Source organism: Myxococcus virescens (assembly GCF_900101905.1).
Taxonomy (GTDB): domain Bacteria; phylum Myxococcota; class Myxococcia; order Myxococcales; family Myxococcaceae; genus Myxococcus; species Myxococcus virescens.
Map to the genome: position 1 here is coordinate 296,632 of NZ_FNAJ01000005.1, position 26,224 is coordinate 322,855.

Genomic DNA, 26,224 nt, shown 5'->3' on the forward strand with positions numbered 1-26,224 from the left:
GAGGACTCCAAACAGGGGCCCGCATCTGGAGAGGACTCAACATGTCGGACACACGCTCACCTCAGGTCCTTCCGACCCGTAAGCACACGCAACACCTGGAACGGTTCTCGGAGGCGGACATCCCGACCGGGCGCGGCTCGCTGCGGACCATCGTGTTCCGGGACAAGCGCAACGGGCGGGAGCATGTCGCGCTCGTGGTGGGACAGGTTTCAGGACACGAGGGTGTGCCGGTGCGCATCCACTCCGAGTGCCTCACGAGCGAGGTCTTTGGCAGCCTGAAGTGCGACTGCCGCGAGCAACTGGACCGCTCGCTCGACTTCATCACCCAGGCGGGACAGGGCGTCGTGCTGTACCTGCGGCAGGAGGGGCGCGGCATCGGCCTGGGGAACAAGATCAAGGCCTACGCCCTGCAGTCCAAGGGCCTGGACACCTACGAAGCCAACCGGCAGCTGGGTTTCGCGGACGACCTGCGCACCTACGACATCGCGGCGGAGATGCTGCGGAGCCTGGATGTGCGCTCGGTGGACCTGATGACCAACAACCCGCTGAAGATCGCGGGCATGGTCGAAGAAGGCATTCCCGTCCGGCGTCGAATCCCTTCCCGGACCGAGCACAATCCGCATAACGTCGACTACCTGAGGACGAAGCGCGAGCGTACGGGGCACCTGATTGAGCTCTTCGCCGAGGACGACGACACGGAAGCCAAGACAGGCTGAGAAGCCCCCCGCGAGGCGACGGAACACCGTCGCGCGCAACCAGGTCCGCGTGCCCTTCGAGGTGCGCTTCTGGGGGGTGCGCGGCTCCATTCCTTCGCCGGGCGCGCACACGAAGCGCTATGGCGGAAACACGCCCTGCGTGGAGGTCCGCTGCGGGGACGAGCTGCTCATCTTCGACCTGGGCACCGGCGCGCGCGCGCTGGGGCATGCGCTGGTGGCGAAGAAGAAGCCGGTGAAGGGCTCCATCTTCATCTCGCACTACCACTACGACCACCTGCAGGGCCTGCCCTTCTTCGGGCCCATGTACCTGCCCACGAGCGACCTGACTGTCTATGGTCCGGCGCGGCACGGGCAGTCGGTGAAGCAGCTCCTCAGCGGGCAGATGGTGCCGCCGTACTTCCCGGTGACGGCGGACGGCGTGTTCCGGGCGCAGCTCACGTACACGGACCTGGCCGCCACGCAGACGCTGCAGCTGGGCCCGGCGACGGTTCACACCATCGAGCTGAACCACCCGGGCGGCAACATGGGCTATCGCGTCGAGTGCCAGGGCCGCTCGGTGGTGTACGCCACTGACCTGGAGCACGGCAGCGACATGGACGCGGCCTTCTACGCGTTCGCCCAGGACGCGGACGTCCTCATCTACGACGCCATGTACACCGAGGACGAGTACCACGGCCGCACCGGGCCGGCTCGCACCGGCTGGGGCCACTCCACCTGGCAGGCCGCGGTGCATGCGGCGGACGAGGCCGGGGTGAAGAAGCTGGTGCTCTTCCACCACGACCCGTCACGCGATGACGCGGGCATGGACCGGCTGCTGCGTCAGGTGCGCAAGCACCGCCCCGACGCCATCGCCGCTCGCGAGTCCCTGGTCATCAAGCTGTAGCGCGCTTCACCGTCTCCCTCAGGCCCTGGAAGGGCAACCGCTCCAGGGCCGTGGGGACGTCCACCCACTCGAAGGCGTCGTGCTCCGCGCCCAGGCGCACGTCCGCGTCCGGCGGCACGTGGACGGCGAAGCCGTTCTCCTCCACCAGGTGCGGTGGCAGCGCCTCTCCCAGGGCGAAGGCGTGGCGGTAGTCCAGGTCCACCAGCGGCACGCGGAGGCCTGTCTCCTCCTCCAGCTCCCGCGCCGCGGCCTGCGCTGGCGACTCACCCGCTTCGAGCCTCCCGGTGAGGACCTGCCAGAAACCGCCCCGCTCCGGGCGACGGCGCACGAGCAGCACCCGTGCCTCGGGACCACGGCCCTTCACCACCGCGATGCTCACCGTCCGCATCGGCGGCGGCGCGTCCACGCGCTCGCTGTCGAACACGGTGCAGAAGCTGCTGGCGATGGCCTCTTCCACCTCCGCCATGGGGAGCGCGCGGCCCAACTCCCGCTGCATGGACGTGACACCTGCTTCTCGGATGCCACACGGGACGATGAGCTGGAAGTGGTCCAGGTTCGTGTTCACGTTGAGCGCGAAGCCGTGCGTGGTGAGCCAACGCGACAGGTGCACGCCAATGGCGGCGATCTTCCGCGCGTCCGGAGCACCTTCCGCGCCAATCCAGACGCCGGGCCACTTGGGGATGGGGCCCGCGGTGATGCCCCACTGGGCCAGCACCTGCATCACGGAGCGCTCCACGTCGCGCACGTAACGGCGCACGTCGCGTCGGTCCTCCGGCAGCAGGAAGATGGGGTAGCCCACCAGTTGGCCGGGGCCGTGGTAGGTGACATCGCCGCCACGATTGGTCTCGAAGACCGCCGCGCCCTCCTTCGCCAGCTGCGCGTCGCTGGCGACGATGTTCTCGCGCTTCGCGGCACGGCCCAGGGTGAGGATGGGCGGGTGCTCCAAGAGGAGCAGCGCATCGCCGGAGAGCCCCTGGCGGCGTGACTCGCTGAAGAGGTGCATCAGCTTGAGCCCGTCCTCGTACTCCACTCGGCCCAGGCGGTAGACGGTGATGGTGTTCATGACGTTCGCTTCTTTCGAGCCTTCCGCGTGGGCGAGGGCTTCACGGTGGGCGCCATGCTCCACGTTCCCGTGGGCACCCGGTTGAGGAGGGCATGCAGCTCATGGCCCGCGCGCGGCGAGCGGCTGGCCGCCTGCGCCAGCGCGATGAGCACTTCCTCCGAGACGGAGACCGCGGGCTCTCGCGAGGCCAGGCGCTGGCGAGCGATCTCCACGAATTCAGAGGGTGTGGGCACCTGGAGCGGCAGGAGCACCTGCACGTGCTCCAGGATGTCCGTGGGCACGGCTCCGCGCACGGCCTGAGTCAGCGCGGCGGTGGTGGACACGGAAACACTGGATGCGTCTCCGCGGAGGCTCAGGCCCCGATCCTCCGTGCGCAGGCCCCTCGCGCTCAGCAGGACGACGGGGCGGCGGTCCCGGGCCAGGAAGGCCTGCAGGGTCGCGTGTGACGTCGCGTCCAGGCGGTCCACGTCCTCCACCAGCAGCGTGCGAGAGGAAGTCGTCACGTCCAGCTCCGCGACGGGGGTGATGACGCCCGCGGCCTCTCGCTGGAGCTGCTGGAACCAGACGCTCTTGCCACTGCCTTCGGGCCCGATGACCAAGAGGGTCCGCGCGTGGGCCGCAAGCGACTGCGTCAGCAGCGCCTGCGTCACGCCCTGCCCCACGAGCCCCAAGACAGGTGTCACGGGCCGTTCCGGCCGCGACACCGTGGGCGAAGGCTCCAGCGTGACGTCACCCAGCAGCGATTGCGACTCGAACAGGCAGCTCTTACAGATGAACGCGCCCGCAGGCCCCGCGACCAGGTCCCCCGTGTCAGTACGCGGACGGCAACAGAAGGAGCACCATGCGTCGAGCGCGGCATCCGCACGCGTAGGGCCGCGCTCGATGATCCGAGCCTCTCTGCGACGCCGAAGCCGCGCATCCGTGAGGATGTCCGCTCCTGCGGGTCCTTCCTCTGCCTCACCCGCCAGGCGTGTTGACGCAAGCCGCGTCGTGGACGCCTCGACGCCCAGAAGTTCCTGCTCGCCCACGCCATCCTGGAGCGTGGCCGCTGAGGCGACCTCCGGTGCGGGCATGGACGCGGAGGGAACGCTCCGTCCAGTCGCCCCCGCGCTCCAAACCGGAATGGACGCGACACCGCTCCGCACGTCCACGGTCGCATCCGGTGGCGACGAGGAATCTTCCGCCCCTGCGACCACACCCGCGATGCGCGCAATCTGCACTTCGAGCCGCTGCAGATCTTCCGCGACCTCCGTCTCGATGACCCAGGCCTGGGCGGCGTCGCGAGGCGCGTCGTCACCGGCGTGCAGGGCCGCCTCTCGCAGCGCATCCTCGATGAGCCGCTGCCGGTGGACGACGTCCGGCAACAACTCCGACGCCAGGGAATGCACCACCCCGGATGCAGGCAAGCCCTCTTCGTCGTCAGCGTCCGTCCCAGGCCGCGCGAGCAGAGGCTCCGGCATCCACTCCAGCCGGTTCACCGCATCCGCGATGTCCGCGCGGCTGCCGTCCAACCGCTGCGCATGGCGAAGCAGCTGCAACGCGCGGGACGGGTGCCCCGCCTGACGGTACAGCTCCGCCGCTTTCTGCAGGCACTCCACCGCACGGGCCACGTCTCCCTGTGTCTCGGCGGACTGCGCGGCGCGGATCAGCTCGCGAGGGTTCTCGGCCATACGGGGAGAGCCTAACCGGCTCGGGGCACCCGCGCGCGGCCCTCGAACGCGGGCCCCAGCACCAGGCGCTTCCCGGCCCGGCTCCAGGGCCACCACGCCCCTCACCTCAGGGACGTGGACCCGCCACGGCGCTCACCTCACGCCATGGCCAGGAACAGCAGGTCCGGCTTCTCCAGGTACTTGATGATCTCGTACGTGAAATCCGCCGCCACCGAGCCGTCGATGACGCGGTGGTCGCACGACAGCGACAGGTTCATCATGTCGCGCACGACGACCTGGTCCCCCACCACCGCAGGGCGCTTCTTCAGGCGGTGCACGCCCAGGATGCCCACTTCAGGGTGGTTGATGATGGGCGTGGCGAACAGGCCGCCGCTCTGCCCCAGCGAGCTGATGGTGAAGGTGCCACCCGTCAGCTCCTCCATCTTCAGCTTCCGGTCGCGCGCGGCGGCGCCCAGGCGGGCCGTCTCACGCGCCAGGTCGGCCAGCGTCAGCCGGTCCGCGTTCTTCACCACCGCCACGGTGAGGCCGTCCGGCGTCGCCGCCGCCATGCCGATGTTGTACTCGCCGCGGACCACCAGCTCCTGCGACGCCTCGTCGAAGTTCGCGTTCAGGTGCGGGAACTTCTTCAGCGCCGCCACCGTCGCCTTGATGATGAACGGCAGGTAGTTGAGCTTGGTGCTCTCACCAGCCGCCGCCAGCTGCGCGTTCAGCCGCGCGCGCAGGGCCACCAGCTCCGTGGCGTCCACTTCCTCGACGAAGGCGAAGTGCGGCGCCGTGAACTTCGACCGCACCATCTTCTCCGCGATCTTCTTGCGCAGTCCCCGCAGCGGAACGCGCTCGTCCGCCGCGCCCGAGCTGACGGCAGGAGCCGCGGGACGCGCCTTCTGCTCGGCCGGAGCCGCGACGACGTTCTTCTCGCCACCCTCCAGCGCCGCCACCACGTCCGCCTTCGTCACGCGGCCCTGCGGCCCCGTGCCGGCAATCGACGCCAGGTCCAGCCCGTGCTCGCGCGCCATCCGCCGCGTCACCGGCGTGGCCAGCACCTTGGACGCTGAGGCAGGCGCCCCACCGACATGGCCACCCGCCACGGGCGCCGCCGCCGGCGCGCTGGCCTCGGCATGACCACCGGCCTGCGCCGGCGCAGCGCCCTCCACCTCCAGGGTGACGAGGAGCTGGTGCACCTTCGCCATGTCGCCTTCATTGCCGTGCGTCTTCACGACACGGCCCGCCTTGGGAGCGGGAACGGTGACGGTGGCCTTGTCCGTCATCACCTCGGCGAGCACCTGGTCTTCCTTGACGGAATCCCCCGCCTTCACGTGCCACTTCACCAGCTCACCCTCCATCACGCCTTCACCAAGGTCGGGGAGCTTGAATTCGAAGATCGCCATGGGGTCGTCTTTCCGGGAAGCAGGGGTGTTGGGTCAAGCCATGAATCGGAGCGTCAAAGCTCAGCCGAGCCGCTCGAGCCGCTCGCGCTCCATCAGGCCCTTCATGAAGAACTCAGCGGCCCGGTAGCTGGACCGCACCAGCGGACCGGAGGCCACGTAGAGGAAGCCATAGGACTCGGCCAGCGTCTTGTACGCCTCGAACTGCGCGGGCGACACGAAGCGCTCCACGCGCAGGTGGTACTGCGACGGCTGCAGGTACTGGCCCAGCGTCAGCACGTCCACGCCCACGTCGCGCAGGTCCTTGAACGTCTGCTCCAGCTCCGCGTCCGTCTCCCCCAGGCCCACCATGACGGACGTCTTGGTGTACAGGCCCTCGGGGCGGTTCTTGAGGTACTCCAGCACGCGCAGGGACTGGTGGTACTTCGCGCGGCGGTCTCGGACCGTCGGCGTGAGGCGCTCCACCGTCTCCACGTTGTGCGCCACCACGTGGGGCTTGGCCTCCGCCACGGTGGTCAGGTCCTTCTCCACGCCCTTGAAGTCCGGGATGAGCACTTCGACGATGGTGCGCGGGCTCTCCCGGCGCAGCTCGCGGATGGCGGAAGCGAAGTGGCTGGCGCCGCCGTCCGGCCGGTCATCCCGGTTCACGGAGGTGACGACGATGTACTCCAGGTCCATCTCCTTCACCGCCTGGGCCAGATGGATGGGCTCCATCGGATCCAGCGGAGGAGGCGCGCCGACCTTCACGTGGCAGAAGCGGCACGCCCGCGTGCACACCTCGCCCATCAGCATCACCGTGGCGGTGCCTCCGCCCCAGCACTCGGCGATGTTCGGGCAGCGGGCCTCTTCGCACACCGTGGCCAGCTTGGTGCGCTTCACGATGGCTTTGACCCGCTCGTAACCTTCTCCGTGCGGGAGCCGCACCTTCAGCCACTCCGGCTTGCGGGTGGTCTCAGTCACCTGGGGCAGAGGGAACCGGTCGGGAGTCGCCATGGATCGCGGGCCTTCTATGGGTTGGACGGAGGACGTTCAAGCGGAAGCCACTGACGCGAGGCGTCAGCATCCACCAGTCGTCCGCCAGTTGTCGCCTCTCTACTAATGCCCCCGGTTCCTGGGGACAGGCCCGGAGCACCCGTGAGGACGGCCAGGCAGGGGACCGTCACCTCGCGCGGCCGCGGGGGCCGGAAATACGAGGGGCCGTCCGCGGCACACCGGGACGGCCCCTGGGACTGCAAGCGAGGCGCCGCCGCCTAGAAGTGGCGCGGGTGGCCCAGCGTGGCCTCGGCACCCTCGTGCACGATTTCCGAGAGCGTCGGGTGCGCGTGGATGGTGTTGGCCAGCTCCTCGGTGGTGATCTCCAACTTCAGCGCGACACACGCCTCGGCCAGCAGCTCCGTCGCGTGCGGCCCGATGAGGTGCACGCCGAGGACCTCGTCGTACTTCCGGTCCGACACGATCTTGATCATGCCGGTGGCCTCGTTGGAGATGGCGGCCTTCGTCACGGCGCCCATCGGAGCGATGCCCACCTTCACGTCGTAGCCGCGCTCCTTGGCCTTCTTCTCCGTCAGGCCCACCGAGGCGACCTCGGGGTAGCAGTACGTGGCAGACGGCGTCAGGTCGTAGTTGATGGGCTGCGGGTTCTTCCCGGCGATGTGCTCCACCGCCACCACGCACTCCGCGCTGGCCATGTGCGCCAGCATCGGCGTGGGGATGATGTCACCCACGGCGTAGACGTTCGGCTCGGAGGTGCGCAGCATCGAGTCGACCTTGATGTAGCCGCGCTCGGCCTGGATGTTCGTCTTGTCCAGACCCACGTCCTCGGTAACGGGCGAGCGGCCCACCGCCGACAGGAGGATTTCCGCCTCCAGCGTCTTGGTCTCGTTGCCCACCTTCATGGTGACGCGCACGCCGTCCGCCGTGTGCTCCACCTTCTCCACCGCGGAGCCGGTGTGCACGTCGATGCCGCGGCGCTTGAAGATCTTCTCCAGCTCCTTGGAGATGTCCGCGTCCTCGATGGGGAGCAGCGCGGGCATGTACTCCACGATGGAGGTCTTGCTGCCCACGTGGTTGAACACGGAGGCGAACTCACAGCCCACCGCGCCGGCGCCCAGCACGATGATGCTCTTGGGGACGCGGTCGATCTGCAGGATGGAGTCGCTGTTCAGCACCCGCTTGTGGTCCACGGGGACGTTGGGCAGGGACTTGGGCACCGAGCCCGTGGCGAGGATGATGTTCTTCGCCTCCAGGATCTTCTTGGAGCCGTCCTCGGCGGTGACTTCCACCTTGCCCTTGCCGGCGATGCGGCCGTGGCCCTTCACCACCGTCACCTTGTTCTTCTTCATCAAGAAGTCGATGCCGTTGGCACCCTTGGTGACAATCTTGTCCTTGTGCTTCATCGCGTTGGGCCAGTTGATGGCCGGGCTGCTCACATCAACGCCGAAGTCAGCCGCTTCGCGGACGTGGTGGAACAGCTCCGCGGTCCACAGCAGGGACTTGGTCGGGATGCAGCCGCGGTGGAGGCAGGTGCCGCCCAGCCGCTTGTCCTTCTCGATGATGGCCGTCTTCAGGCCCAGCTGACCCGCGCGAATGGCGCCCACGTATCCGCCGGGGCCCGAACCGATGATCACCACGTCGAACGTCTCAGCCACGCACGCCTCCGTAATTATTGCGGATGGAACCCGGTGGGGCTGATAACCCCCGGTCCCGGTTGGAATCAAGGAGTTTGCTCGTGCGCCGTTTCCCGCTCCGAACCCTCCTCTTGATGTTGGTAGCACTCATCGCCTTCGGGCGCCTGTGGTGTGTGACGCACCAGGAGAAAGCGCCCGGTCCTCGCCCCGGGCGCATGGCCCAGGCGGGTGACGCCCCGGCCGGCGCCCCCGTCCCCTCCTCCGCCCCCGAGTGCCGCACGCTGGAACGGGCCCTCGAAAGCGCCCTCCGCACGCCCCAGGACACCCAGGTCCTGGACGAAGCGCGTCAGCAGCTCGACGCATGCCGTCAGCCGCCCGTTCGCGCCTGCGCGCTGGGCGTGGCCCTGGACGCCCGGTCGCCCTTATCCGAGGGAGAAGCCACACCGCTGCGAGGCCTGCTGGCCAGCCTGTGTGAGCACTGCCCGCCGGCCGCCAATTCGTGCGCCCGGTCCGTGGGGCAGGCCCTGCTGAGTGCCGCGGTGGGACCCAATGCCGACGTCGCGAGCGCGAAATGGAACCTGGAGCATGCGGGGCCAGGCCTGGAGGGGGCTTGTGCCTCGCTCGTCCAGTTGGGGCTCGCACCCGCGGCCCAGTCAGACCTCACGGTACGGCCCCCGGTGCTCGCGCTCGTCGGGGAGCTGGCGCCCCGCTGCTCGCAGGCAGGCTTCCTGGATGACGCGCTCCTGCGCGCCGCCGCTGTGAACCTCGTGGCGCCCACGCCCGCGCTGGTCGCCCTGGCCGCGGTGCCCATTCCTCCCGAGACGAGCGCCATGAAGCCGGACCGGATTGAAGGCACCGAGCCCGGCTTCCAGGCGTTCGACCGGGACGAGAACACCGGGGTTCCAGTCGGCAAGGCGCTCAAGAGCAAGCGATGGGACGCGGACGGCGCGCTGCGCGCGAGCTACGCGCCCACGCTGAAGCAGCTCGTATCAGTGAGGATCCGCGCCACGGGCCCGGGAACGGTGCGCGCCATCGTCCGGACGCCGCAGGGCGTGGGCTTGAAGGACCCGGAGAAGGACTTCGCCTTCGTCAACCCCACCGTGTGCCGTTTCACCGGCACGGGTCAGTGGGAGCAGTGCCCGCTCCAGGTGCCGCTGCGCGACGTGGACGCCGTGAGCGTCTTCCCCGAGCACGCGGACACCGAACTGAAGGAGCTGGAGGTCCACGGCGCCCGCTGAAGGCGCCGCCGACCGACGTCAGGCGACGAGGCCGCGCTCCTTGGCCAGTGTGAAGAGTGGCGCGGCGTCCTTCTTCAGCACCGCGCTCACGTCCTTGACGATGGAGTCACCCGACTTCGCGACCGACAGGAAGTTGTCGAAGGTGCGCGTGAGGATGAGCACGCCGGAGATGATGACGCGCTGAAGGTTGTGCTGCAGGTCCGTGCCTTCATAGATGAGCCACGCCTGCTCCACGCAGGTGCGGCGGGCGTCCATGAGGAACTGGTTGAGGACGGTGCGCTCGTTCGCGTCGGGCACCTTCGACTTCGAGCTCACCGAACCCACGTAGATGAGGTTCGTGTTGAGCCGCGCCGCAGCTTCCTGCATCTGCGCCAGCACCAGCGTCACGTCCTCCTTGGTCGGAGGATTCTCCCAGCGGGAGAAGATGACTCGGTCGATGATCTCCGCTTTGTAGGTAGGGCCGTTCACGATGCCTCCGGTGAGGCGAGCGCCTGACCGGCACCCGCCCGGCTTGCCACGCTGCCGTGCGGTCGGATCTGTAGCAGGAACACTCCATTCGTTGAAGTGCACGACACCTGAACCGGCATTCATTTGGCCCGGCACCGCGGTTCTGTCCTGCAGCGGAAACGGACAAATCCACTCGGACCGACACGGACACTCAGGGAAAACACGTATACGCCCGCGTCATCTCCAGGATTCACCGGATCCTGTCGTGCAGCGGACATGCGCGGCGGATCAGCGCGAAGCGCGCCTGGCGAGGACAGCCTTCACGTCGTCGAGCGAGAGGCCCAGGGGCCGGACCGCGACGAGCACGTGGTAGAGCACGTCCGCCGCTTCCTCCGCGGCGCGTGACGGGTCCATGTCCGCGCACGCCGTCACCAACTCCGCGGCCTCCTCGCCCAACTTCTTCAAGCGCAGGTTGCGGTCCTCCAGCAGGCGGCGCGTGTAGCTCGGAGGTGCATCATCGGGCCGCTCCACCGGCGCGGCGCGGCGAGCGAGCGTGTCATCCAACGCACTCAGTGCATCCCAACGGCCCGGGCCGAAGCAGGTCTCCGTCCCCAGGTGACACGCGGGGCCCGCCTTCTTCACGCGCGCGAGCACCGCGTCACCGTCACAGTCGGCGCGGAGCGCCACCACGCGCTGGACGTTTCCACTGGTGGCGCCCTTGTGCCACAGGCCGCGCGTGCGCGACCGGTAGTGCATCTCCCCCGTGGCCAGCGTGCGCTCCAGGGCTTCCCGGTCGGCATGCGCCACCATCAACACGTCACCGGTGCTCGCGTCCTGCGTGACGACCGTCACCAGTCCGTTGCCCTTCGTGAAGTCGAGCGCGTCCAGGTCGAGCATCAGCGTGTCTCCACGGCGCCGAGCCGCTCCCGCACCACGCGCGCCAGGGCCGCGTTGGTGGCGATTCCATTTCCGCCGAACGCGGTCCGCCGCCCCGTCCAGTCGGTGAACACACCGCCGGCTTCCTCGATGATGGGCTGCAAGGCCGCTCCATCCCAGGGGGACAGCAGCTCATCCACCATGACCTCCGCGCGCCCGGTGGCGACCAACAGGTAGCCGTAGCAATCCCCCCAGGTACGGTCCACGGCCGCATCCCGCGCGAGCGCGCGCCAGGCGGCCCCGCGCTCCGGGTACACCGGGAAGCGCTCATCCGTGGACAGCACCACGGCCTGGGACAGCTCCGCCTGCGTGGACACGGCCGCGCGTTGGTCGTTCCAGAAGCAGCCCCTCCCCGGCGCCGCCACCAGCAACTCACTCACCGCGGGGAAGTACGCGGCCCCCACGAGGATGCGCTCACCCTCCGCCAGCGCCACCAACGTGCCCCACAGGGGGACACCGCGGATGAACGTCTTCGTCCCGTCGATGGGATCCAGAATCCACCGGCGCTTCGCGCCCGGACGCGTCTCGCCGAACTCCTCGCCCAGGATGCCGTCGTGAGGGAAGCGCGTTTCCAGCCACTCGCGCGCACGGGACTCCGCCGTGCGATCCGCCACCGTCACCGGAGAGCCGTCCGACTTCGTGTCCACCGCGATGCCACCGCGGAAGAACCCCAGCGCCGCGTCTCCCGCTATCCGCGCCACCTCGGCGGCGGCCTGCATCAGATTTCCCGAGTCCGTCATGCCAGGCTCCGAATGTGAAGGCCGCCCTCGCGGAGCAGCGCCTTGATGGCGCCCACGGTGGTGAGGCCGTCGTGAAGGATGCCCGCGACCAAGGCCGCATCAGCGCCTCCCTCCTGGAACGCATCCCGGACGTGCGCCGCGCTGCCCGCGCCGCCCGAGGCGATGACGGGCACATCGACCGCCTCCGACACGGCCCGCGTCAACGCCAGGTCATAGCCCGTCCGCGCGCCATCCCGGTCGATGCTGGTGAGGAGCACTTCCCCTGCCCCGCGCGCCACACACTCACGCGCCCAGGCCACCGCGTCCAGGTCCGTGGGCTTCCTGCCGCCATGGGTGTAGACGCGCCAGCGATCGCCCTCTCGCTTCGCGTCGATGCTGGCCACCACGCACTGCGCGCCGAAGCGCTCCGCACATGAGGTGAGCAGCGCCGGATTGGTCACCGCCGCGGAGTTGATGCTCACCTTGTCCGCGCCCGCTCGAAGCGCCCGGCCCACGTCATCGACCGTGCGCACCCCGCCGCCGACAGCCAGGGGAATGAAGAGCTGCTCGGCGGTGCGCCGCACCAGCTCCCACAAGGTGTCCCGCTCCTCGGCGCTGGCGGAGATGTCGAGGAACGTCAGCTCATCCGCTCCCTCCGCTTCGTAGCGCCGGGCCAGTTCCACCGGGTCTCCCACGTCGCGAAGTCCCTCGAACTGGGCGCCCTTCACCACGCGTCCGCCCTTCACGTCCAGACAGACGACGAGCCGCCGCGTGAGCATCACTTCACCTCCAAGGACACGGAGCCCTTCATGCTGAACACCGAGCCGGAGTCCACCATGGCATCCCGCAGCGCCAGCCCCAGCGCCTTGAAGGACGCCTCCGTCGCGTGGTGGCTGTCCTTTCCGCGCAGCACCCGCAGGTGCAGCGTCACCCGGGCGTGCTCGCTGAACGAGCGCATCCAGTGCTCGTAGAGCCGGTTCTTCAACGGGCCCTGGTAATAAAAGCGCCCCCCTGCATCCAGGCAGGCCTGCACCAGCGCGTCGTCCATGGGGATGGTGCGCTCGGCGAAGCGCGCGGCCGTGGCGGGAATCACCTGCTGCACCGCCGTCCCCAGCGTGATGGCCACGTCCTCCATCACATGGTGCGTGAGGTCCCCCCGCGCATGCAGCGAGAGGTCCAGCCCTGCGTAGCGCGCGAAGGTGGCCAGCATGTGGTCGAAGAACTTCAACCCCGTGTCCACGTTCGTGACGCCCTTGCCCGGCGACAGCTCCACCCGGACCTGCGTCTCCTTCGTCTCCCGAATGACAGTGGTCATCCCGCGAACTCCCGAGCGACTGCGCTCGCATCCAGCCTTCCGGTGTACAGCGCCATGCCAATGACGGCCCCGTATGCGCCCGCCGCCGCGAGGGCCCGCAGGTCCTCCATCGTCGTCACGCCACCCGACGCGTACAGGCGGTGCCGGCTGGTGCTCGCCACCTCCCGCATCAACGGCAGGTCCACTCCCGACAGCTGCCCCTCCTTGTGGACCGCCGTCACGAGCAGGCCCCCCAGCGGCAAGGGCTCGAAGGCCGCCAGCACCTCCCGGATGTCGCGATGGCTTCCCGCCGTCCAGCCTCGCGTCACCACCTCGCGCCCCTTCACGTCCGCGGCCACCACCACGCGGCCGGGGAAGCGGTTCGCGATGTCCGCCAGCCAGCCGGCGTCTTCGATGGCGCGAGTGCCCACCACCACGAACTCGGCGCCGCCCGACAGGACGGTCTCCACCCGGTCGGAATCGCGCACGCCGCCGCCCACGGAGAAGGTGAGCCCTCGCTCGTGGGCCGTCAGCTGGAAGATGGCGTCCGCGTTGGAGCCCTTGCCCAGCGCCGCGTCCAGGTCCACGACATGGAACGCACGGAAGCCGTGACGGCGCCACTGCGTCAATGCCTCCAGCGGGTCCTCCACCCGGACCTTCTCCGCCGCGTACGAGCCGCCCACGAGTTGGACACACGCGCCCTCGCGCAGGTCGATGGCTGGAATCGCAATCACGGCGCCACCTCCCGCAGGAAGGCCTGCACGAAGCGCACGCCCGCCGTGGAGGACTTCTCCGGGTGGAACTGCACACCCACCACCCGTCCCCTGCGCACCGCCGCCGGGAAGCGGTCCGCCTCGTGCGTCGTCCACCCCGTCACCACCGAAGCATCCGCGGCGCGGCAGACGAAGCTGTGCGCGTAGTACACGGTGTCCAGCCGCGCCCCCGCCAGCGTGCGTTCGTCCTCGACCTGGTTCCAGCCAATCTCGGGTACTCGCTTCGCCGCCAGCCGCGTCACCCGGCCCGCGAAGTAGCCCAGGCCGGCGCCCTCGCCTTCGTCACTGCCGTCGAAGAGCAACTGCATGCCCAGGCAGATGCCCAGGCACGGCAGGCCCTGCTCCAGTGCCGCGCGCATGGCTTCACGCCCCGGCTCGAGCCGCGCCACCGCCGCACCGAATGCGCCCACCCCCGGCAGCACCAGCACGTCGGTATCCAGCGCACGCAAAGGGTCCTCCTGGGCGCGCACCTCAGCGCCCGGCACCGTGGCCAGCGCCTTGGCCAGCGAGTGGAGGTTGCCCGCGCCGTAGTCGAACAAGGTGACTCTCATCGCAACGCCTCCCGCAGCGCCGCCAGCGCCGTCTCCATCAAGGGCCAGGGCCCCACACCGATTCGGAGCGCGTCACCCACGCCCGTCAGCGCCTGGAACGCCCGCACATTCACGTCCCGCTCTCGCATCCGCTCCGCGACCGCCAGCGCGCCCGGAAGCGGCACCATCAGGAAGTTGGCTTCCGATGGCAGAGGCGTCAGACCCAACGACACCAACTCGCCGCGCAGCCGCTCGCGACAGGCGACGGCTTCCTCCGCACGGGCTCGCACCCAGTGCGCGTCACCATTCAGCACCGAGACTGCCACGGCCTCCGCGACACTGGTGAGCTTGTAGGGTCCGCGAGCCTTCTCGACCTCCGCCACCAGTTCGGGTGATCCGACGCCCCACCCGACTCTCAGCCCCGCCAGCCCGAAGGCCTTGGAGAAGGTGCGCGTCACCAGGACATTCGCCCGCCGTCGCGCCAGGTCGAGGAAGTCCTTCCCCGGCGCGAAGTCCGCATAGGCCTCATCGATGATGACGATGCCGGGTGCGTCCTCGGCGACGCGCTCCACCGCCGCCCGCGACAGCGCGGTGCCTGTGGGGTTGTTGGGCGAGCACAGGTAGATGACCTTCGCCCCCGTGCCGAGCAGTGCGTCCGCATCCACGTCGAAGTCCGGCTTCAACGGTACCGGCACGCCCTCGAGTCCGTTCACCTTGGCGAACAGCGGCACCATGACGAAGGTCGGGTCCTGATAGGCCAGCGTGTCCCCGGGCTCCAAGAAGGCGCGCAGCGCCGAGTCGATGACGTCATCCGAGCCGCAGCCCGTCGTTATCTCGTCGGGCGCCGCGCCAATGGACGCAGCCAGCGCCCGGCGCAGGTCCGGGGCATACCCCCGTGGATAACGCGGTACGCGGGACACGGTGGTGGCAAGAACCCGCTCCACGGCGGGCGGAACGCCAAAGAGGTTGGTGTTGTCACTCAGGTCCACCCGGCACGGGCGATTCGAAGGCGCGTACAGTGGAATGTCCCGGTACGAAGCCCGCCTGGGAATCATGGCCGCCCCCAGGCGCGCGCGGCGTCCGCGTGCGCGAAGAGACCTTCACTGTCGGCCAGCCGCCCCACGTCCTCCGCCAGAGACGCCGCCGCCGTGGGCGCGACGCGCTGGTAGGTGGTCCACCGGTAGAAGTCGAGCAGGTTGAGTCCCGAGTACGCCCGCGCCAGCCCCGCCGTGGGCAGCACGTGGTTGGAGCCGGTCATGTAGTCGCCGTAGGCCACCGACGAGCGCTCCCCCAGAAAGACGGTGCCCGCGTTGCGCACCCGTCCCAGGTCCTCCCGCGGCGACGCGGTTGCGATGAGCAGATGCTCCGGAGCGAAGTCCGCCACGAAGGGCCAGGCCTCCTCCAGGGACGCCACCGTCAGCACCGCGCCGCGAGAGCCCAGGGCCGACGTGACGATCTCCCACCGCTTCGCGCGCTCGGCCTGCCGCTCCACCTCCGCGGCGATGGCGTCTGCCAGCGCGTCACCCAGCGCCAGCGTGACGCAAGCCGCCTCCGGATCATGCTCCGCCTGAGCCAGCATCTCCCGCGCCACCGCGGCAGGGTTCGCCGTGCCGTCGGCCACGACCAGGATTTCACTGGGGCCCGCGGGTGCTTCAATCGCCACCGCGCCCACCACCTGCAGCTTGGCCTCGGCCACATAGGCATTGCCCGGCCCCACGATGCGGTCCACGCGCGGCACGCTCTCCGTGCCATAGGCCATGGCCGCCACCGCGCCCGCGCCGCCCAGCGAGAAGACGCGGTCCGCGCCCGCCAGGGATGCCGCCGCCAGCACGTTGGGGTGTGGCAGTCCATCGGGCCCCGGCGGCGAGCACACGATGACCTCGCCCACGCCCGCCACCTTCGCGGGCACCACGCCCATCAGGACGCTGCTGGGGTACACCGCGCGGCCTCCTGGGGCATACACCCCCACGCGGCCCAGCGGATCCGGCCGCCGCCCCACGAGCACGCCCGGCTCGGTTTCGACCTCCACCAGCCGCGGCCTTTGCGGCGCGTGCGCCAGGGCGATGTTCCGAGCCGCCCGGGCCAGCGCGTCCCTGACCGCTGGCTCCAACCCGGCGAGCGCCGCGGCGCAGGCCTCTCGCGGAACCTCCAGCGCCGTCAGCTCCACGCGGTCGAACTGCCGCGCGAGTTCGAAGAGCGCCTGATCTCCTTCCGCTCGCACGCGGGCGATGAGCTCCCGCACGCGCAGCGCGACGCGGGCATCGGATCCAGTCGCGCGGTCCAGCAGACGCCGGAAGTCCTCCCGAGCAAGCGCGGACAGGGGACCGCGGTACCTCAGGGTCGACGAAGCAAGGAAGGCCGTCACGCCATCAACCTTTCAATGCGGGTGACGAGGATGCCCTCGCAGCCCAATGCCTTCAGCGCGTTGATTGTGCGGTAGATGGTCTTCGCCGGCACCACCGCGTGCACGGCCACGAAGTCACCGCCGTCCAGCACGTCCACCACGGTGGGACCATTGAGGCCCGGGAGGACTTCGCGCACCCGGATGAGCGAATCCTTCGGCACGTTGGCCATCAGGTAGCGCTTGTCGCGCGCCGCCAACACCGAGCCCAGCGCCTGCTTCAGCTCGGCGAGCTTCTGCTGGGTGTCCACCGGATTGCCCTTGCACGCCACCAGCCGCGCACTGGACTCCAGCACCGTGCCCACCTCGCGCAGGCCATTCATCTTCAGCGTGGAGCCGGTGGACGTCAGGTCCACGACGATGTCCGCGATGCCCAGGTGGGGCGCAATCTCCGCCGCGCCCGACACCGGAACCACCGCCACCCGCTGCCCGCGCCTGGCGAAGAACTCCTGCGTCAGCCGAGGGAAGCAGGACGCGACCCGCATGCCCTCCTTCACGTCCTCCGGCGAGGCGAAGCCGCCCTCCTCCCGCGCCGCCACCACCAGGCGACACCTGCCGAACTCCAGGTCCATCAGCAGGTCCAGCTCACGTCCGGACTCACACACCAGGTCCCAACCGGTGACCCCCGCATGCGCGGCGCCGTCCGCCACGAACTCCGGGATGTCCTGGGCGCGGACGAAGATGGCCTCGAACTCTCCGCCCAATGACGCGGTGAGCGCGCGCTCGCCCCGGGCCCGCACCTCCAGCCCCGCGTCATTGAACAACTCCCGTACTTCGTCCGAGAGGCGGCCTTTGTTGGGCAGAGCAATCTTCAGCAGCATGAGGGACCTTCGAGACTGCGAGGAGACAACGACGCGGAAACGAAAAAAGGCCCGTCCTGGGGGGACGGGCCTTCGGTCGCTGCGGCAGGTGCCGAGGTGGGTGGTGCGTCTAACGTCTCACCCAGGCATGCGCATGGCGAACGGTCCCGTCGGGGCCGAGCCGATGATGCGCATGGTGATGGTGAAGGGACGCGAAGAGCATCGCAGCATGAGTAACGACAAAGCGCCCCGCCGTCAACCGGGCCCCGGGAGCGCCCGCGCAACGCTTGCAAACACCCGCGCGGGCGAGCAGGAAGCGCCCATGCAAGTCGCGGACGTCATCATCGTGGGTGGGGGCATCATGGGCTGCGGCATCGCGCTGCGGCTGCGGCAGGCCGGAGTGCGCGTCGTCGTGCTGGAGCGCTCCATTCCAGGCGCGGAGGCCTCCAGCGCGGCGGCGGGAATGCTCGCGCCCCAGATGGAGTCCGACGGTCCGGGCGCCTTCCTGGATTTGTGCCTGCGCAGCCGCGGCCTCTATCCCGCCTTCGCTGCCGAGCTGCGCGAGCTGTCCGGCGTGGACGTGGCCTACCGGCCCTGCGGCATCCTCAAGGTCGCCTTCAGCGAGGCCAGCCTCCACCACCTGGACGCCACGGTGGCGTGGCAGCGTGGCATGGGCCTCCGGGCCGATTTGCTCGACGGCGCCGCGGCCCGCGCCCTGGAGCCACGCCTGTCCGCGAAGGCCGTGGGCGCCGCGCACTTCCCGGACGACCACCAACTGGACAACCGGCTCCTGGTGCGCGCCCTGACGATGGCCGCCGCCCGGCTGGGCGCGGAGTTCCGCAGCGGCTACGTGCGCGGCGTGGTGCAGGAGGGTGGCCGCGCGGTGGGCGTGGACCTGGACGGCGAGCTGCTGCGCGCCGACGCGGTGGTGCTGGCCGCGGGCTCCTGGTCCGCCCTGGTCCACGGCGCCGGCGTGGAGGCCCGGGCGGTGCGGCCCGCGCGCGGGCAGATGGTTCAATTCCAGACACGCCTGCCCCTGCTGGACCGCATCGTCACGTCCGAGAAGGGCTACCTGGTCCCGCGCGCGGACGGCCGGGTCATCGCTGGCAGCACCATGGAGCTGGTGGGCTTCGACAAGCAGGTGACCGCGGCGGGGCTGGCGCGCATCCTCGACATGGCCCTGGAGCTGTGCCCGGAGTTGGGCTCGGCGCCCGTCACGGAGACGTGGGCGGGCTTCCGGCCGTGGACCGAGGACAAGCGGCCCTACCTGGGTGAAGGCCCCGTGCCCGGGCTCTTCCTGGCCACCGGCCACTTCCGCAACGGCATCCTCCTGGCCCCCATCACCGCGAAGCTCGTCGCGCAGGCCGTGCTGGGTGAGCGGCCCGCCGTGGACCTGACCCCCTTCCGGTACGACCGCTCGCTCACCCAGCCCCATACCTGACGCAACCCGACGTCAAGGGTGGGGAGCCGTCCCCCTGCCTCCTCGGGCGCAGGGGGTGCGAGCGGGCGGGCGGTCCCGCCGCCGGATTCAGAGGGGCGGACATGACGCGGCGCCTGCCTGTCCCACCCACCGCCAGGGGTCGTCCCCTCGCCAGGCCCCTCATTCGATCAGCCGTGAACCCTGATCCGATGGTAAATTCCCGTACTCGTTGGCCAATGAATCCCGGAAACCTCTAGAATCGCTCGCTGTGGAAGCCATCCCCCCTGCCCCACCCCGAATCCTCATCGTCGATGATGACGACTCCGTACGAGACGTCATCTCTGTCCTGCTACGTGAGGAAGGCTACAACTGTGTCGTCGCCAACGGGGCCGAGATGGCCCTGGACCTGGCGGGCGAGGAGGAGACGCCGCTCGTCATCAGTGACATGAAGATGCCGGGCAAGGACGGCCTCTGGCTCCTGGAGAACCTCCGCGAGCGGCTCCCCGACACCTCCGTCATCATGCTCACGGGCTACGGTGACACCGAGTCGGCCGTGGACTGCCTGCGCCGCGGCGCGGTGGACTACCTGCTCAAGCCACCCAAGCTCACGGACCTCATCCGGGCCATCGAGCGGGCGCTGGCCAAGCGCCGCATCGAGATGGCCCGCAAGCGCTACCAGAAGAAGCTGGAGCGCAAGGTCCGGGACAGGACGGCCGAGCTGCGCAGCGCCCTGCGCGACATCGCCAACACGTACCAGAACACGCTGCTGGCCCTGGTGGCCGCCCTGGACGCGCGCGAGCACGAGACGAGCGACCACTCCCAGCGCGTGGTCAGCTACACGTCCGCCATCGCGCAGCGCATGGGCATCCAGGGCAAGGAGCTGGAGGAGATCGGACGCGGCGCGCTGCTGCACGACATCGGGAAGATTGGCGTGCCGGACGCGGTGCTGCTCAAGCCGGGCAAGCTCACCCCGGACGAGTGGCTGGAGATGCGCAAGCACCCGGACATCGGCTTCCAGATGATCCAGGCCATTCCATTCCTGGACACGCCCGCCTCCATCGTCCTTTCGCACCAGGAGCGCTGGGACGGCGCCGGCTATCCGCGCAACCTCCAGCGGCACGAAATCCACATTGGCGCGCGCATCTTCGCCGTGGCGGACACGCTGGACGCGATGACGAGCGACCGGCCCTACCGCAAGGGCACGACGTTCACCAACGCCATCCAGGAGATCAAACGCTGCGCCAACACGCAGTTCGATCCGGAGGTCGTGCGGGCGTTCCTCGACATTGGCGAGGAGGGGCTGATCCGCATCAAGCAGGAGATGGCGACGAAGAAACTCCAGCTCCCGCAGGCCGAGCAGGACGCCCATGACGCCGAGGCGGAGCTGGCCCGGCTCACGGATCTGGACGACGACGTGGACGCCGCAGTGCCGGGCCACTCCGCCAGCGACGAGGACGAGCCCAAGTCCGCCGTCGTTCGTTCGGCGGCTGGCAACAAGGGGTGAGCCTGGCTGGAAGAGATGACCGCACGGGGGGCGGCTGTTATGAGGACAGGTCCGCCGTGACGACACCTGCCCTCCAGCCCCCGCCTTCCGCGCTGGCGCCGCCCCTGCTGGACGCGCAGGGGCGGCGGATGACGTACCTGAGGCTGAGCATCACCGACCGGTGCAACTTCCGGTGCAGCTACTGCTCGCCCGCTTCGTGGGGTGGCAAGCGGGACCTGCTGGGCCCCGAGGAGCTGGAGCGAATCACCTCCGTCTTCGCCCGCATGGGGATCCGCCGCGTGCGGCTCACCGGCGGCGAGCCGTTGATCCGCCCGGACATCCTCGACATCGCCCGGCGAATCGCCGCGGTCCCCGGCATCCAGCACCTGGCCATCACCAGCAATGCCAGCCACCTGGAGCGGCTCGCCCGCCCCCTGCGCGAGGCGGGCGTCACCCAGCTCAACCTGAGCCTGGACACCCTCTTGGCGGAGACGTTCCGCCGCATCTCCAAGCAGGGGGACTTCGACGCGGTGCTGCGAGGCGTGGACGCGGCGGCGGGCGCCGGCTACGCGTCTCTCAAGCTCAACGTCGTCGTCATGCGGGGCGTGAACGACGAGGAAGCCTCCGCCCTCGTCGCCTATGCGCACGCGCGCGGCTTCACGCCCCGCTTCATCGAGCTGATGCCCTTCGGTCAGGGCACGCCGGTGCCCACCGCGGAGCTGGTAGAGCGGCTCCAGGCGTCAGGGCTGCCGCTGGAACCCGAGCCTGATGACACGGGCGACGCCGCCGGACCGGCGCGCTACTGGCGTGCGCCCGGAGGCCGCGTGGGCTTCATCTCCCCGCTCACCCAGAACTTCTGCGGCACCTGCAACCGCGTGCGCGTGGCGTCCAATGGCGACTTGCGCAGCTGCCTCGGCGGCCGGGCGCAGGCGCCGCTGCACCAGCTCATCCGCGGCGGCGCCAGCGACGTGGAGCTGGCCGTGGCCATCCGCCGGGCGCTGGGCGACAAGCCAGAAGGGCACCGCTTCACCGAGCCCGGCAACGGCGCCACGTTGCTGTCCATGATGGGCATTGGCGGTTGAAAACACGACGGGCGGGCCCGCGCCTTCGCGCCTGGCCCGCCCGAGTGTTCCTGGACCGTTTCCGCCGGCCCCGCGTGGCGCGCTACTTCACCAGTCGAATGTTGACCGGGTACTTGTAGAGCTGGCCCTCGTTCGCCTTCAGGCCCGCGATGATGGCGAAGACGATGGCGACGATGCCGACGATGGGCAGCAGGACGGCGCCAATGCCGATGCACACGGTGATGGCGCTGACGAAGGCCGCGATGAACATCGTGATCTGGAAGTTCAGCGACTCCACGGCGTGGGCGCGGACGAAGGAGGACTCCTTGCCCTTCGTCAGCATCAGCACCAGCGGCACGGCGAAGCCCAGGCCCACGAAGTTGGCCAGGATGGTGCCCATGTGAGCGAGCAGCCCCATCGTCTTCTCATCCTGGGTCGGCATCGGCGTGCCACTGATGAACGAACCCATTTGCTCCTGCGGCGGAGTCTCCATTGAAAATCCCCTCCAAAGATGTCTCGGGCGCGTGCACCGCACCCAGCGGGGTCCACCATGACACGCACCCGCTCCGATTGTCACGTCCAGGACAGGTGAACTGAAGGGGCACCCGCCTAGCGGTACAACTGGCTCCCCGCCTTCTTGAATTCCTCGCTCTTCTCATCGAGCGCGGACTGAAGCGCGGCGTCGTCGCTCACGCCCTGCTTCGCCGCGAAGTCACGCACCTCTTGCGTGATCTTCATGGAGCAGAACTGCGGACCGCACATGGAGCAGAAGTGCGCCACCTTCGCGCCTTCCGCCGGGAGCGTCTCGTCGTGGAAGGCGCGGGCGCGCTCGGGGTCCAGCGACAGGTTGAACTGGTCCTCCCAGCGGAACTCGAAGCGGGCCTTGGACAGCGCGTTGTCCCGGGCTTGAGCCCCTGGATGCCCCTTGGCCAGGTCCGCGGCGTGGGCGGCAATCTTGTACGTGATGACGCCTTCCTTCACGTCGTCCCGGTCCGGCAGGCCCAGGTGCTCCTTGGGCGTCACGTAGCAGAGCATCGCCGTGCCGAACCAGCCGATCATCGCCGCGCCGATGCCGCTGGTGAAGTGGTCGTAGCCCGGCGCGATGTCCGTGGTGAGGGGCCCCAGCGTGTAGAACGGCGCCTCGCCGCACACGGCCAGCTGCTTCGTCATGTTCTCCTGGATGAGGTGCATGGGCACGTGGCCCGGGCCTTCAATCATCACCTGCACGTCGTGCTTCCAGGCAATCTGGGTCAGCTCGCCCAGCGTCTCCAGCTCACCGAACTGCGCCGCGTCGTTGGCATCCGCGATGGAGCCCGGCCGCAGCCCGTCTCCCAGGCTGAAGCTGACGTCGTACGCCTTCATGATTTCGCAGATTTCCTCGAAGTGCGTGTAGAGGAAGTTCTCCCGGTGGTGGGCAAGGCACCACTTGGCCATGATGGAGCCGCCACGGCTGACGATGCCGGTCAGGCGCTTCGCCGTCCACGGCACGTAGCGCAGCAGCACGCCCGCGTGGATGGTGAAGTAATCCACGCCCTGCTCGCACTGCTCGATGAGCGTGTCGCGGTACAGCTCCCAGGTGAGGTCCTCCGCCTTGCCGCCCACCTTCTCCAGCGCCTGGTAGATGGGCACGGTGCCGATGGGCACCGGCGCGTTGCGGAGGATCCACTCGCGCGTCTCGTGGATGTTGCGGCCGGTGGACAGGTCCATCACCGTGTCCGCGCCCCAGCGGATGGACCACACCATCTTCTCCACCTCTTCCTCGATGGAAGACGTGACGGCCGAGTTGCCGATGTTGGCGTTGATCTTCACCAGGAAGTTGCGACCGATGATCATCGGCTCCAGCTCCGGGTGGTTGATGTTGGCCGGGATGATGGCGCGGCCCCGTGCGATTTCGTCGCGCACGAACTCGGGCGTAATCACCCGCGGAATCGCCGCGCCCCACGACTGGCCCGGGTGCTGGGCCGCGAGCGACGCCTCCACCTGGAGGTTCTCCCGCAGCGCCACGTACTCCATCTCCGGGGTGATGATGCCCTTGCGCGCGTAGTGCAGCTGCGTGACGTTGGCGCCGGACTTCGCCACGCGCGGCGAGCGGCGGTGGGCGAAGCGCAGGCCCGCCAGACGCGGGTCCGCTTCACGGGCGCGGCCGTATTCGGAGCTCACGCCGGACAGCGCTTCGGTGTCATTGCGGCCCAGGATCCAGGACTCGCGCAGCGCGGGCAGCCCCTGCCGCAGGTCGAGCTCCGCGGCCGGATCCGTATACGGCCCACTGGAGTCGTAGACGTGCACGGGCGGGTTGGCCGTCTCCTTCGCGTCCGGGCCGTGGCCGAGGCGCGTGGGCGTCTGGCTGATTTCGCGCAGGGGCACGCGCAGGTCCGGGTGCAGCACGCCGGGCACGTACACCTTGCGCGAGGCTGGCAGCGGGCCCCGGCTGATTCCCTCCAGCACCTTCCCGTCGACCTTCAGGCTTCTGGACGCTCCGCTCATCACGCATCTCCTCTTGAGAGGGCGGACGGGCAGACGGTCGGGGGGCAGCAAGCCTCCCGGGCCGCTTCCCTCCGCCGGTACGAACCGGTTCAGGTTCCAAGGGTTGGCCGGGACCACGGCCGTCTCAGTCCCTTCCGGGACACCCCTAGCGACAGGGCGAGCATGTAGCGCACAGCGCGGCCGGCTTCAACCCGGCCGCGGGCGCAAGCGCTTGTCGACCGCGCAATGTCTGCGGAGCGACGGGCCTCCGCGCAAACCTTGCGCGCCCCAAGGCAGGGAAACACCGTTCCCTGGGGCAGACCTGTTGGCCCCGGAGATGCAACGATGAAGGGACAATCGTCGTCTTCCAACTGCCAGGAGTACCGCCATGCAGATTGTCGGAGAGCTGATGACCCGTGACGTCGTCACGCTCAAGGAAACGCAGAACCTGGCCAAGGCGGATGAGCTGCTCCGGCTGCACCGCATCCGTCACCTGCCGGTGGTGCGGCAAGAGAAGCTGGTGGGCCTCATCACCCACCGCGACCTGCTGCGCGCCGCCGCCACCCACGCCACGGATCCGGCCGCGCAGCCGCTCTGGGCCGCGGACATCATGACGCGCGACGTGCAGACGGTGCGCCCGGACACGCCGCTGCGCCGGGCGGTGACGCTGATGCTCGAGCACAAGTACGGCTGCCTGCCCGTGGTGGATGAGGGCGGCGTCCTCCAGGGCATCCTCACCGAGGCGGACCTGGTCCGCTACGCCCAGCACCTCATCGGCGAGCAGGACCGCCGGGAGCTCGCCGCCGAGTTCAATGCCTGACCCCGCCGCCAGCGCGTGAGGGGCGGGCCCGTGTCCCCTCTCCGCCTGGCGCGTGCTCCCCCGCCCCATGTCCCCCACTCCCCTGGCCGGAGCGGCCTCCCCCGAGGCCCCCCTCTCCGCGACTCCACCCGGCGTCTCCGCGCCCCGGCATGCGTTCGCGCTGGCCGGGCTCACGGGGGTCGCGCTGGTGGCGTTCCTCGGCGTCGAGGGACCGGTGGCCACGCACACGGTGCTCATCGGCGGCGCCTGTCTGGTGCTCTGGCTGACGGAGGTGGTGCCCTCGTTCGTGCCCACGCTGTTGCTGTTGGGCGCCACGCCCGTCCTCCTGGGGCCGCTGGACCGCGCCTATCAGCTGCCGTCGGTGCTCGCGTGGTGCGCGGACCCGGTGCTCATCCTGTTCCTGGGTGGCTTCACGCTGGAAGTGGCCGCCATGCGGCACGGCCTGGATGCCTCGGTGGCGCGGCACGTGATGCGGCTGTCGGGTGGACGGCCGCGGCGGCTGGTGTTGCTGGTGATGGCGGGCGTCGCCTTCCTCTCCATGTGGATGTCCAACGTGGCCGCGGCGGCGATGATGCTGGCCGCGCTGCGTCCCTTGCTCCACGCCATGCCCGCGGGCGCGCCGCTGCGGCCCGCGCTGCTGCTGGGCGTGGCCCTGGGCGCCAACGTCGGCGGCATCGCCACGCCCGTGGGCAGCGGTCCCAATGCGCTCGCCGTATCCGCCGCGTCCGAGCATGCGCAAGTCACCTTCGCGAAGTGGATGTCCTTCGCCCTGCCGCTCACGCTGCTCCTGCTGCTGGCGGGCTTCGGCCTGGTGCTGCTGCGCTTCCGCGTGGGCGGCAGGCTGACGCTGCCCACCGAAGCGCCCGTGTCCCTGGCGCGCTCGGGACGCCGCGTGCTCTGGGTGAGCGCGGCGTGCGTGGTGGCCTGGCTGGCGGAGCCGCTCCACGGTGTGCCCGCGCCCGTGGTGGCGCTGGCCGCCACCGCGCTGCTCTTCGGCAGCGGCCTGCTGAAGCGCGAGGACCTGGGCCGGTTGGACTGGGCCACGCTGCTGCTCATCGCCGGCGGCATCGCCCTGGGCCGGCTGCTGGAGCACTCCGGGCTCATCGCTCGCGCACTTGCCGGCGCGGACCTCGCGGGCTGGCCGGTGCCGGTGCAGATGGGGGTCTTGGTGGCCGTCGCGGCGGTGCTGTCCGCGCTGATGAGCAACACGGGGACGGCGGCGCTCCTCATCCCCCTGGCCACACAGTTGCATCCCGCCGCTTCGACGCCGATCCTCGTGGCCCTGGGATGCTCGCTGGGCATGCCCTTCGTCATCAGCACCCCGCCCAACGCGATGACGGTGGGCGAGGGGCTGGCCTCCTCCGAGCTGATGAAGTTGGGGGTTCCCCTGATGTTGGGCGGTTGTCTGCTGGTGAGCGTCTCGGGACCTGCCGTGCTGCGCCTCTTTGGGCTGCCATGAGTTTCTCTCCCCGCCTGCTCGGCACCACGGTACGAA

25 protein-coding genes and 1 riboswitch are annotated in these 26,224 nt (G+C 69.6%); of the genes, 8 read left to right on the forward strand and 17 right to left on the reverse strand.

Annotation, left to right across the window (positions count from 1 at the left end; genetic code table 11):
* Positions 1–41: 41 nt before the first annotated feature.
* The gene (gene ribA / locus BLU09_RS17295; RefSeq protein WP_090490642.1) at positions 42–716 is read left to right on the forward strand and encodes a GTP cyclohydrolase II; all 675 of its coding nucleotides are present in this window, start codon (positions 42–44) and stop codon (positions 714–716) included.
* Between the two features lie 49 nt (positions 717–765).
* Positions 766–1,599, forward strand: coding sequence for an MBL fold metallo-hydrolase (locus BLU09_RS17300; RefSeq protein WP_090490643.1), 834 nt, complete (start codon positions 766–768; stop codon positions 1,597–1,599).
* Here the strand turns inward: BLU09_RS17300 and lipB are convergent.
* From lipB to lpdA, 5 genes are all read right to left on the reverse strand, one after another.
* Entirely contained in the window at positions 1,589–2,662 is a 1,074-nt protein-coding gene (gene lipB, locus BLU09_RS17305) for a lipoyl(octanoyl) transferase LipB (RefSeq protein WP_090490644.1), read from the reverse strand. The genes BLU09_RS17300 and lipB overlap by 11 nt on opposite strands.
* A complete protein-coding gene (locus tag BLU09_RS17310; RefSeq protein WP_244171799.1) occupies positions 2,659–4,332 on the reverse strand; it encodes a ClpX C4-type zinc finger protein in 1,674 nt (557 codons plus the stop codon). Before BLU09_RS17310 ends, lipB begins: the two co-directional genes overlap by 4 nt.
* Before the next feature lie 137 nt (positions 4,333–4,469).
* Positions 4,470–5,720 carry a dihydrolipoamide acetyltransferase family protein gene (locus BLU09_RS17315; protein ID WP_090490646.1) on the reverse strand — a complete coding sequence of 417 codons (1,251 nt, stop codon included), beginning with the start codon at positions 5,718–5,720 and terminating at the stop codon, positions 4,470–4,472.
* 60 nt (positions 5,721–5,780) lie between these two features.
* Complete coding sequence (gene lipA, locus BLU09_RS17320) at positions 5,781–6,710, reverse strand: lipoyl synthase (RefSeq protein ID WP_090490647.1); 930 nt, start codon at positions 6,708–6,710, stop codon at positions 5,781–5,783.
* Positions 6,711–6,967: 257 nt separating this feature from the next.
* Positions 6,968–8,365: a dihydrolipoyl dehydrogenase gene (lpdA, locus tag BLU09_RS17325; protein WP_090490648.1), complete on the reverse strand. Its 1,398-nt coding sequence runs from the start codon at positions 8,363–8,365 to the stop codon at positions 6,968–6,970.
* Positions 8,366–8,445: 80 nt separating this feature from the next.
* Here lpdA and BLU09_RS17330 point away from each other — a divergent pair, with 80 nt between their 5' ends.
* Complete coding sequence (locus BLU09_RS17330) at positions 8,446–9,582, forward strand: hypothetical protein (protein WP_244171800.1); 1,137 nt, start codon at positions 8,446–8,448, stop codon at positions 9,580–9,582.
* 18 nt (positions 9,583–9,600) lie between these two features.
* Here the strand turns inward: BLU09_RS17330 and BLU09_RS17335 are convergent, their stop codons facing one another.
* The 10 genes from BLU09_RS17335 to hisG form a co-directional block, all read right to left on the reverse strand.
* Positions 9,601–10,050, reverse strand: coding sequence for a hypothetical protein (locus BLU09_RS17335; protein ID WP_011554224.1), 450 nt, complete (start codon positions 10,048–10,050; stop codon positions 9,601–9,603).
* 267 nt (positions 10,051–10,317) lie between these two features.
* The gene (hisIE, locus tag BLU09_RS17340) at positions 10,318–10,926 is read right to left on the reverse strand and encodes a bifunctional phosphoribosyl-AMP cyclohydrolase/phosphoribosyl-ATP diphosphatase HisIE (protein WP_090490650.1); all 609 of its coding nucleotides are present in this window, start codon (positions 10,924–10,926) and stop codon (positions 10,318–10,320) included.
* The gene (gene hisN, locus BLU09_RS17345; RefSeq protein ID WP_090490651.1) at positions 10,926–11,705 is read right to left on the reverse strand and encodes a histidinol-phosphatase; all 780 of its coding nucleotides are present in this window, start codon (positions 11,703–11,705) and stop codon (positions 10,926–10,928) included. Before hisN ends, hisIE begins: the two co-directional genes overlap by 1 nt.
* Positions 11,702–12,463 carry an imidazole glycerol phosphate synthase subunit HisF gene (gene hisF / locus BLU09_RS17350; protein WP_090490652.1) on the reverse strand — a complete coding sequence of 254 codons (762 nt, stop codon included), beginning with the start codon at positions 12,461–12,463 and terminating at the stop codon, positions 11,702–11,704. Before hisF ends, hisN begins: the two co-directional genes overlap by 4 nt.
* Positions 12,463–12,999, reverse strand: coding sequence for an imidazoleglycerol-phosphate dehydratase (locus tag BLU09_RS17355; protein WP_090490653.1), 537 nt, complete (start codon positions 12,997–12,999; stop codon positions 12,463–12,465). Before BLU09_RS17355 ends, hisF begins: the two co-directional genes overlap by 1 nt.
* Positions 12,996–13,712: a 1-(5-phosphoribosyl)-5-[(5-phosphoribosylamino)methylideneamino]imidazole-4-carboxamide isomerase gene (locus BLU09_RS17360; protein ID WP_090490654.1), complete on the reverse strand. Its 717-nt coding sequence runs from the start codon at positions 13,710–13,712 to the stop codon at positions 12,996–12,998. The genes BLU09_RS17355 and BLU09_RS17360 overlap by 4 nt, the downstream gene beginning before the upstream one ends.
* Positions 13,709–14,302 (reverse strand): imidazole glycerol phosphate synthase subunit HisH, encoded by a 594-nt coding sequence (gene hisH / locus BLU09_RS17365; protein ID WP_090490655.1) that lies wholly within the window; start codon positions 14,300–14,302, stop codon positions 13,709–13,711. The genes BLU09_RS17360 and hisH overlap by 4 nt, the downstream gene beginning before the upstream one ends.
* Positions 14,299–15,336, reverse strand: a complete 1,038-nt coding sequence (locus BLU09_RS17370) for a pyridoxal phosphate-dependent aminotransferase (RefSeq protein WP_090490656.1) — start codon at positions 15,334–15,336, stop codon at positions 14,299–14,301. The genes hisH and BLU09_RS17370 overlap by 4 nt, the downstream gene beginning before the upstream one ends.
* Complete coding sequence (gene hisD / locus BLU09_RS17375) at positions 15,333–16,646, reverse strand: histidinol dehydrogenase (RefSeq protein WP_090490657.1); 1,314 nt, start codon at positions 16,644–16,646, stop codon at positions 15,333–15,335. Before hisD ends, BLU09_RS17370 begins: the two co-directional genes overlap by 4 nt.
* Complete coding sequence (gene hisG, locus BLU09_RS17380; protein ID WP_090490658.1) at positions 16,643–17,503, reverse strand: ATP phosphoribosyltransferase; 861 nt, start codon at positions 17,501–17,503, stop codon at positions 16,643–16,645. Before hisG ends, hisD begins: the two co-directional genes overlap by 4 nt.
* 301 nt (positions 17,504–17,804) lie before the next feature.
* Between hisG and thiO the strand changes: the two genes are divergently transcribed.
* The 3 genes from thiO to moaA all read left to right on the forward strand — a co-directional run bounded on the left by thiO (position 17,805) and on the right by moaA (position 21,467).
* Positions 17,805–18,923: a glycine oxidase ThiO gene (gene thiO / locus BLU09_RS17385; RefSeq protein WP_090490659.1), complete on the forward strand. Its 1,119-nt coding sequence runs from the start codon at positions 17,805–17,807 to the stop codon at positions 18,921–18,923.
* A 247-nt stretch (positions 18,924–19,170) separates the two neighbouring features.
* Positions 19,171–20,406, forward strand: a complete 1,236-nt coding sequence (locus BLU09_RS17390; RefSeq protein WP_090490660.1) for an HD-GYP domain-containing protein — start codon at positions 19,171–19,173, stop codon at positions 20,404–20,406.
* Between the two features lie 56 nt (positions 20,407–20,462).
* The gene (gene moaA, locus BLU09_RS17395) at positions 20,463–21,467 is read left to right on the forward strand and encodes a GTP 3',8-cyclase MoaA (protein ID WP_090490661.1); all 1,005 of its coding nucleotides are present in this window, start codon (positions 20,463–20,465) and stop codon (positions 21,465–21,467) included.
* Positions 21,468–21,549: 82 nt separating this feature from the next.
* Here moaA and BLU09_RS17400 read toward each other — a convergent pair whose 3' ends face one another.
* A complete protein-coding gene (locus BLU09_RS17400) occupies positions 21,550–21,915 on the reverse strand; it encodes a DUF4870 domain-containing protein (protein ID WP_228557904.1) in 366 nt (121 codons plus the stop codon).
* A 140-nt stretch (positions 21,916–22,055) separates the two neighbouring features.
* Positions 22,056–23,930, reverse strand: coding sequence for a phosphomethylpyrimidine synthase ThiC (thiC, locus tag BLU09_RS17405; protein ID WP_090490663.1), 1,875 nt, complete (start codon positions 23,928–23,930; stop codon positions 22,056–22,058).
* 49 nt (positions 23,931–23,979) lie between these two features.
* Positions 23,980–24,087: riboswitch (TPP riboswitch) on the reverse strand.
* 210 nt (positions 24,088–24,297) lie between these two features.
* On the opposite strand from thiC, the gene BLU09_RS17410 reads away from it, so the two are divergent.
* Together BLU09_RS17410 and BLU09_RS17415 are read left to right on the forward strand one after the other, a co-directional pair.
* A complete protein-coding gene (locus tag BLU09_RS17410) occupies positions 24,298–24,729 on the forward strand; it encodes a CBS domain-containing protein (RefSeq protein ID WP_011554239.1) in 432 nt (143 codons plus the stop codon).
* Between the two features lie 67 nt (positions 24,730–24,796).
* Positions 24,797–26,188 (forward strand): SLC13 family permease, encoded by a 1,392-nt coding sequence (locus tag BLU09_RS17415; protein ID WP_090490884.1) that lies wholly within the window; start codon positions 24,797–24,799, stop codon positions 26,186–26,188.
* Positions 26,189–26,224: the final 36 nt, after the last annotated feature.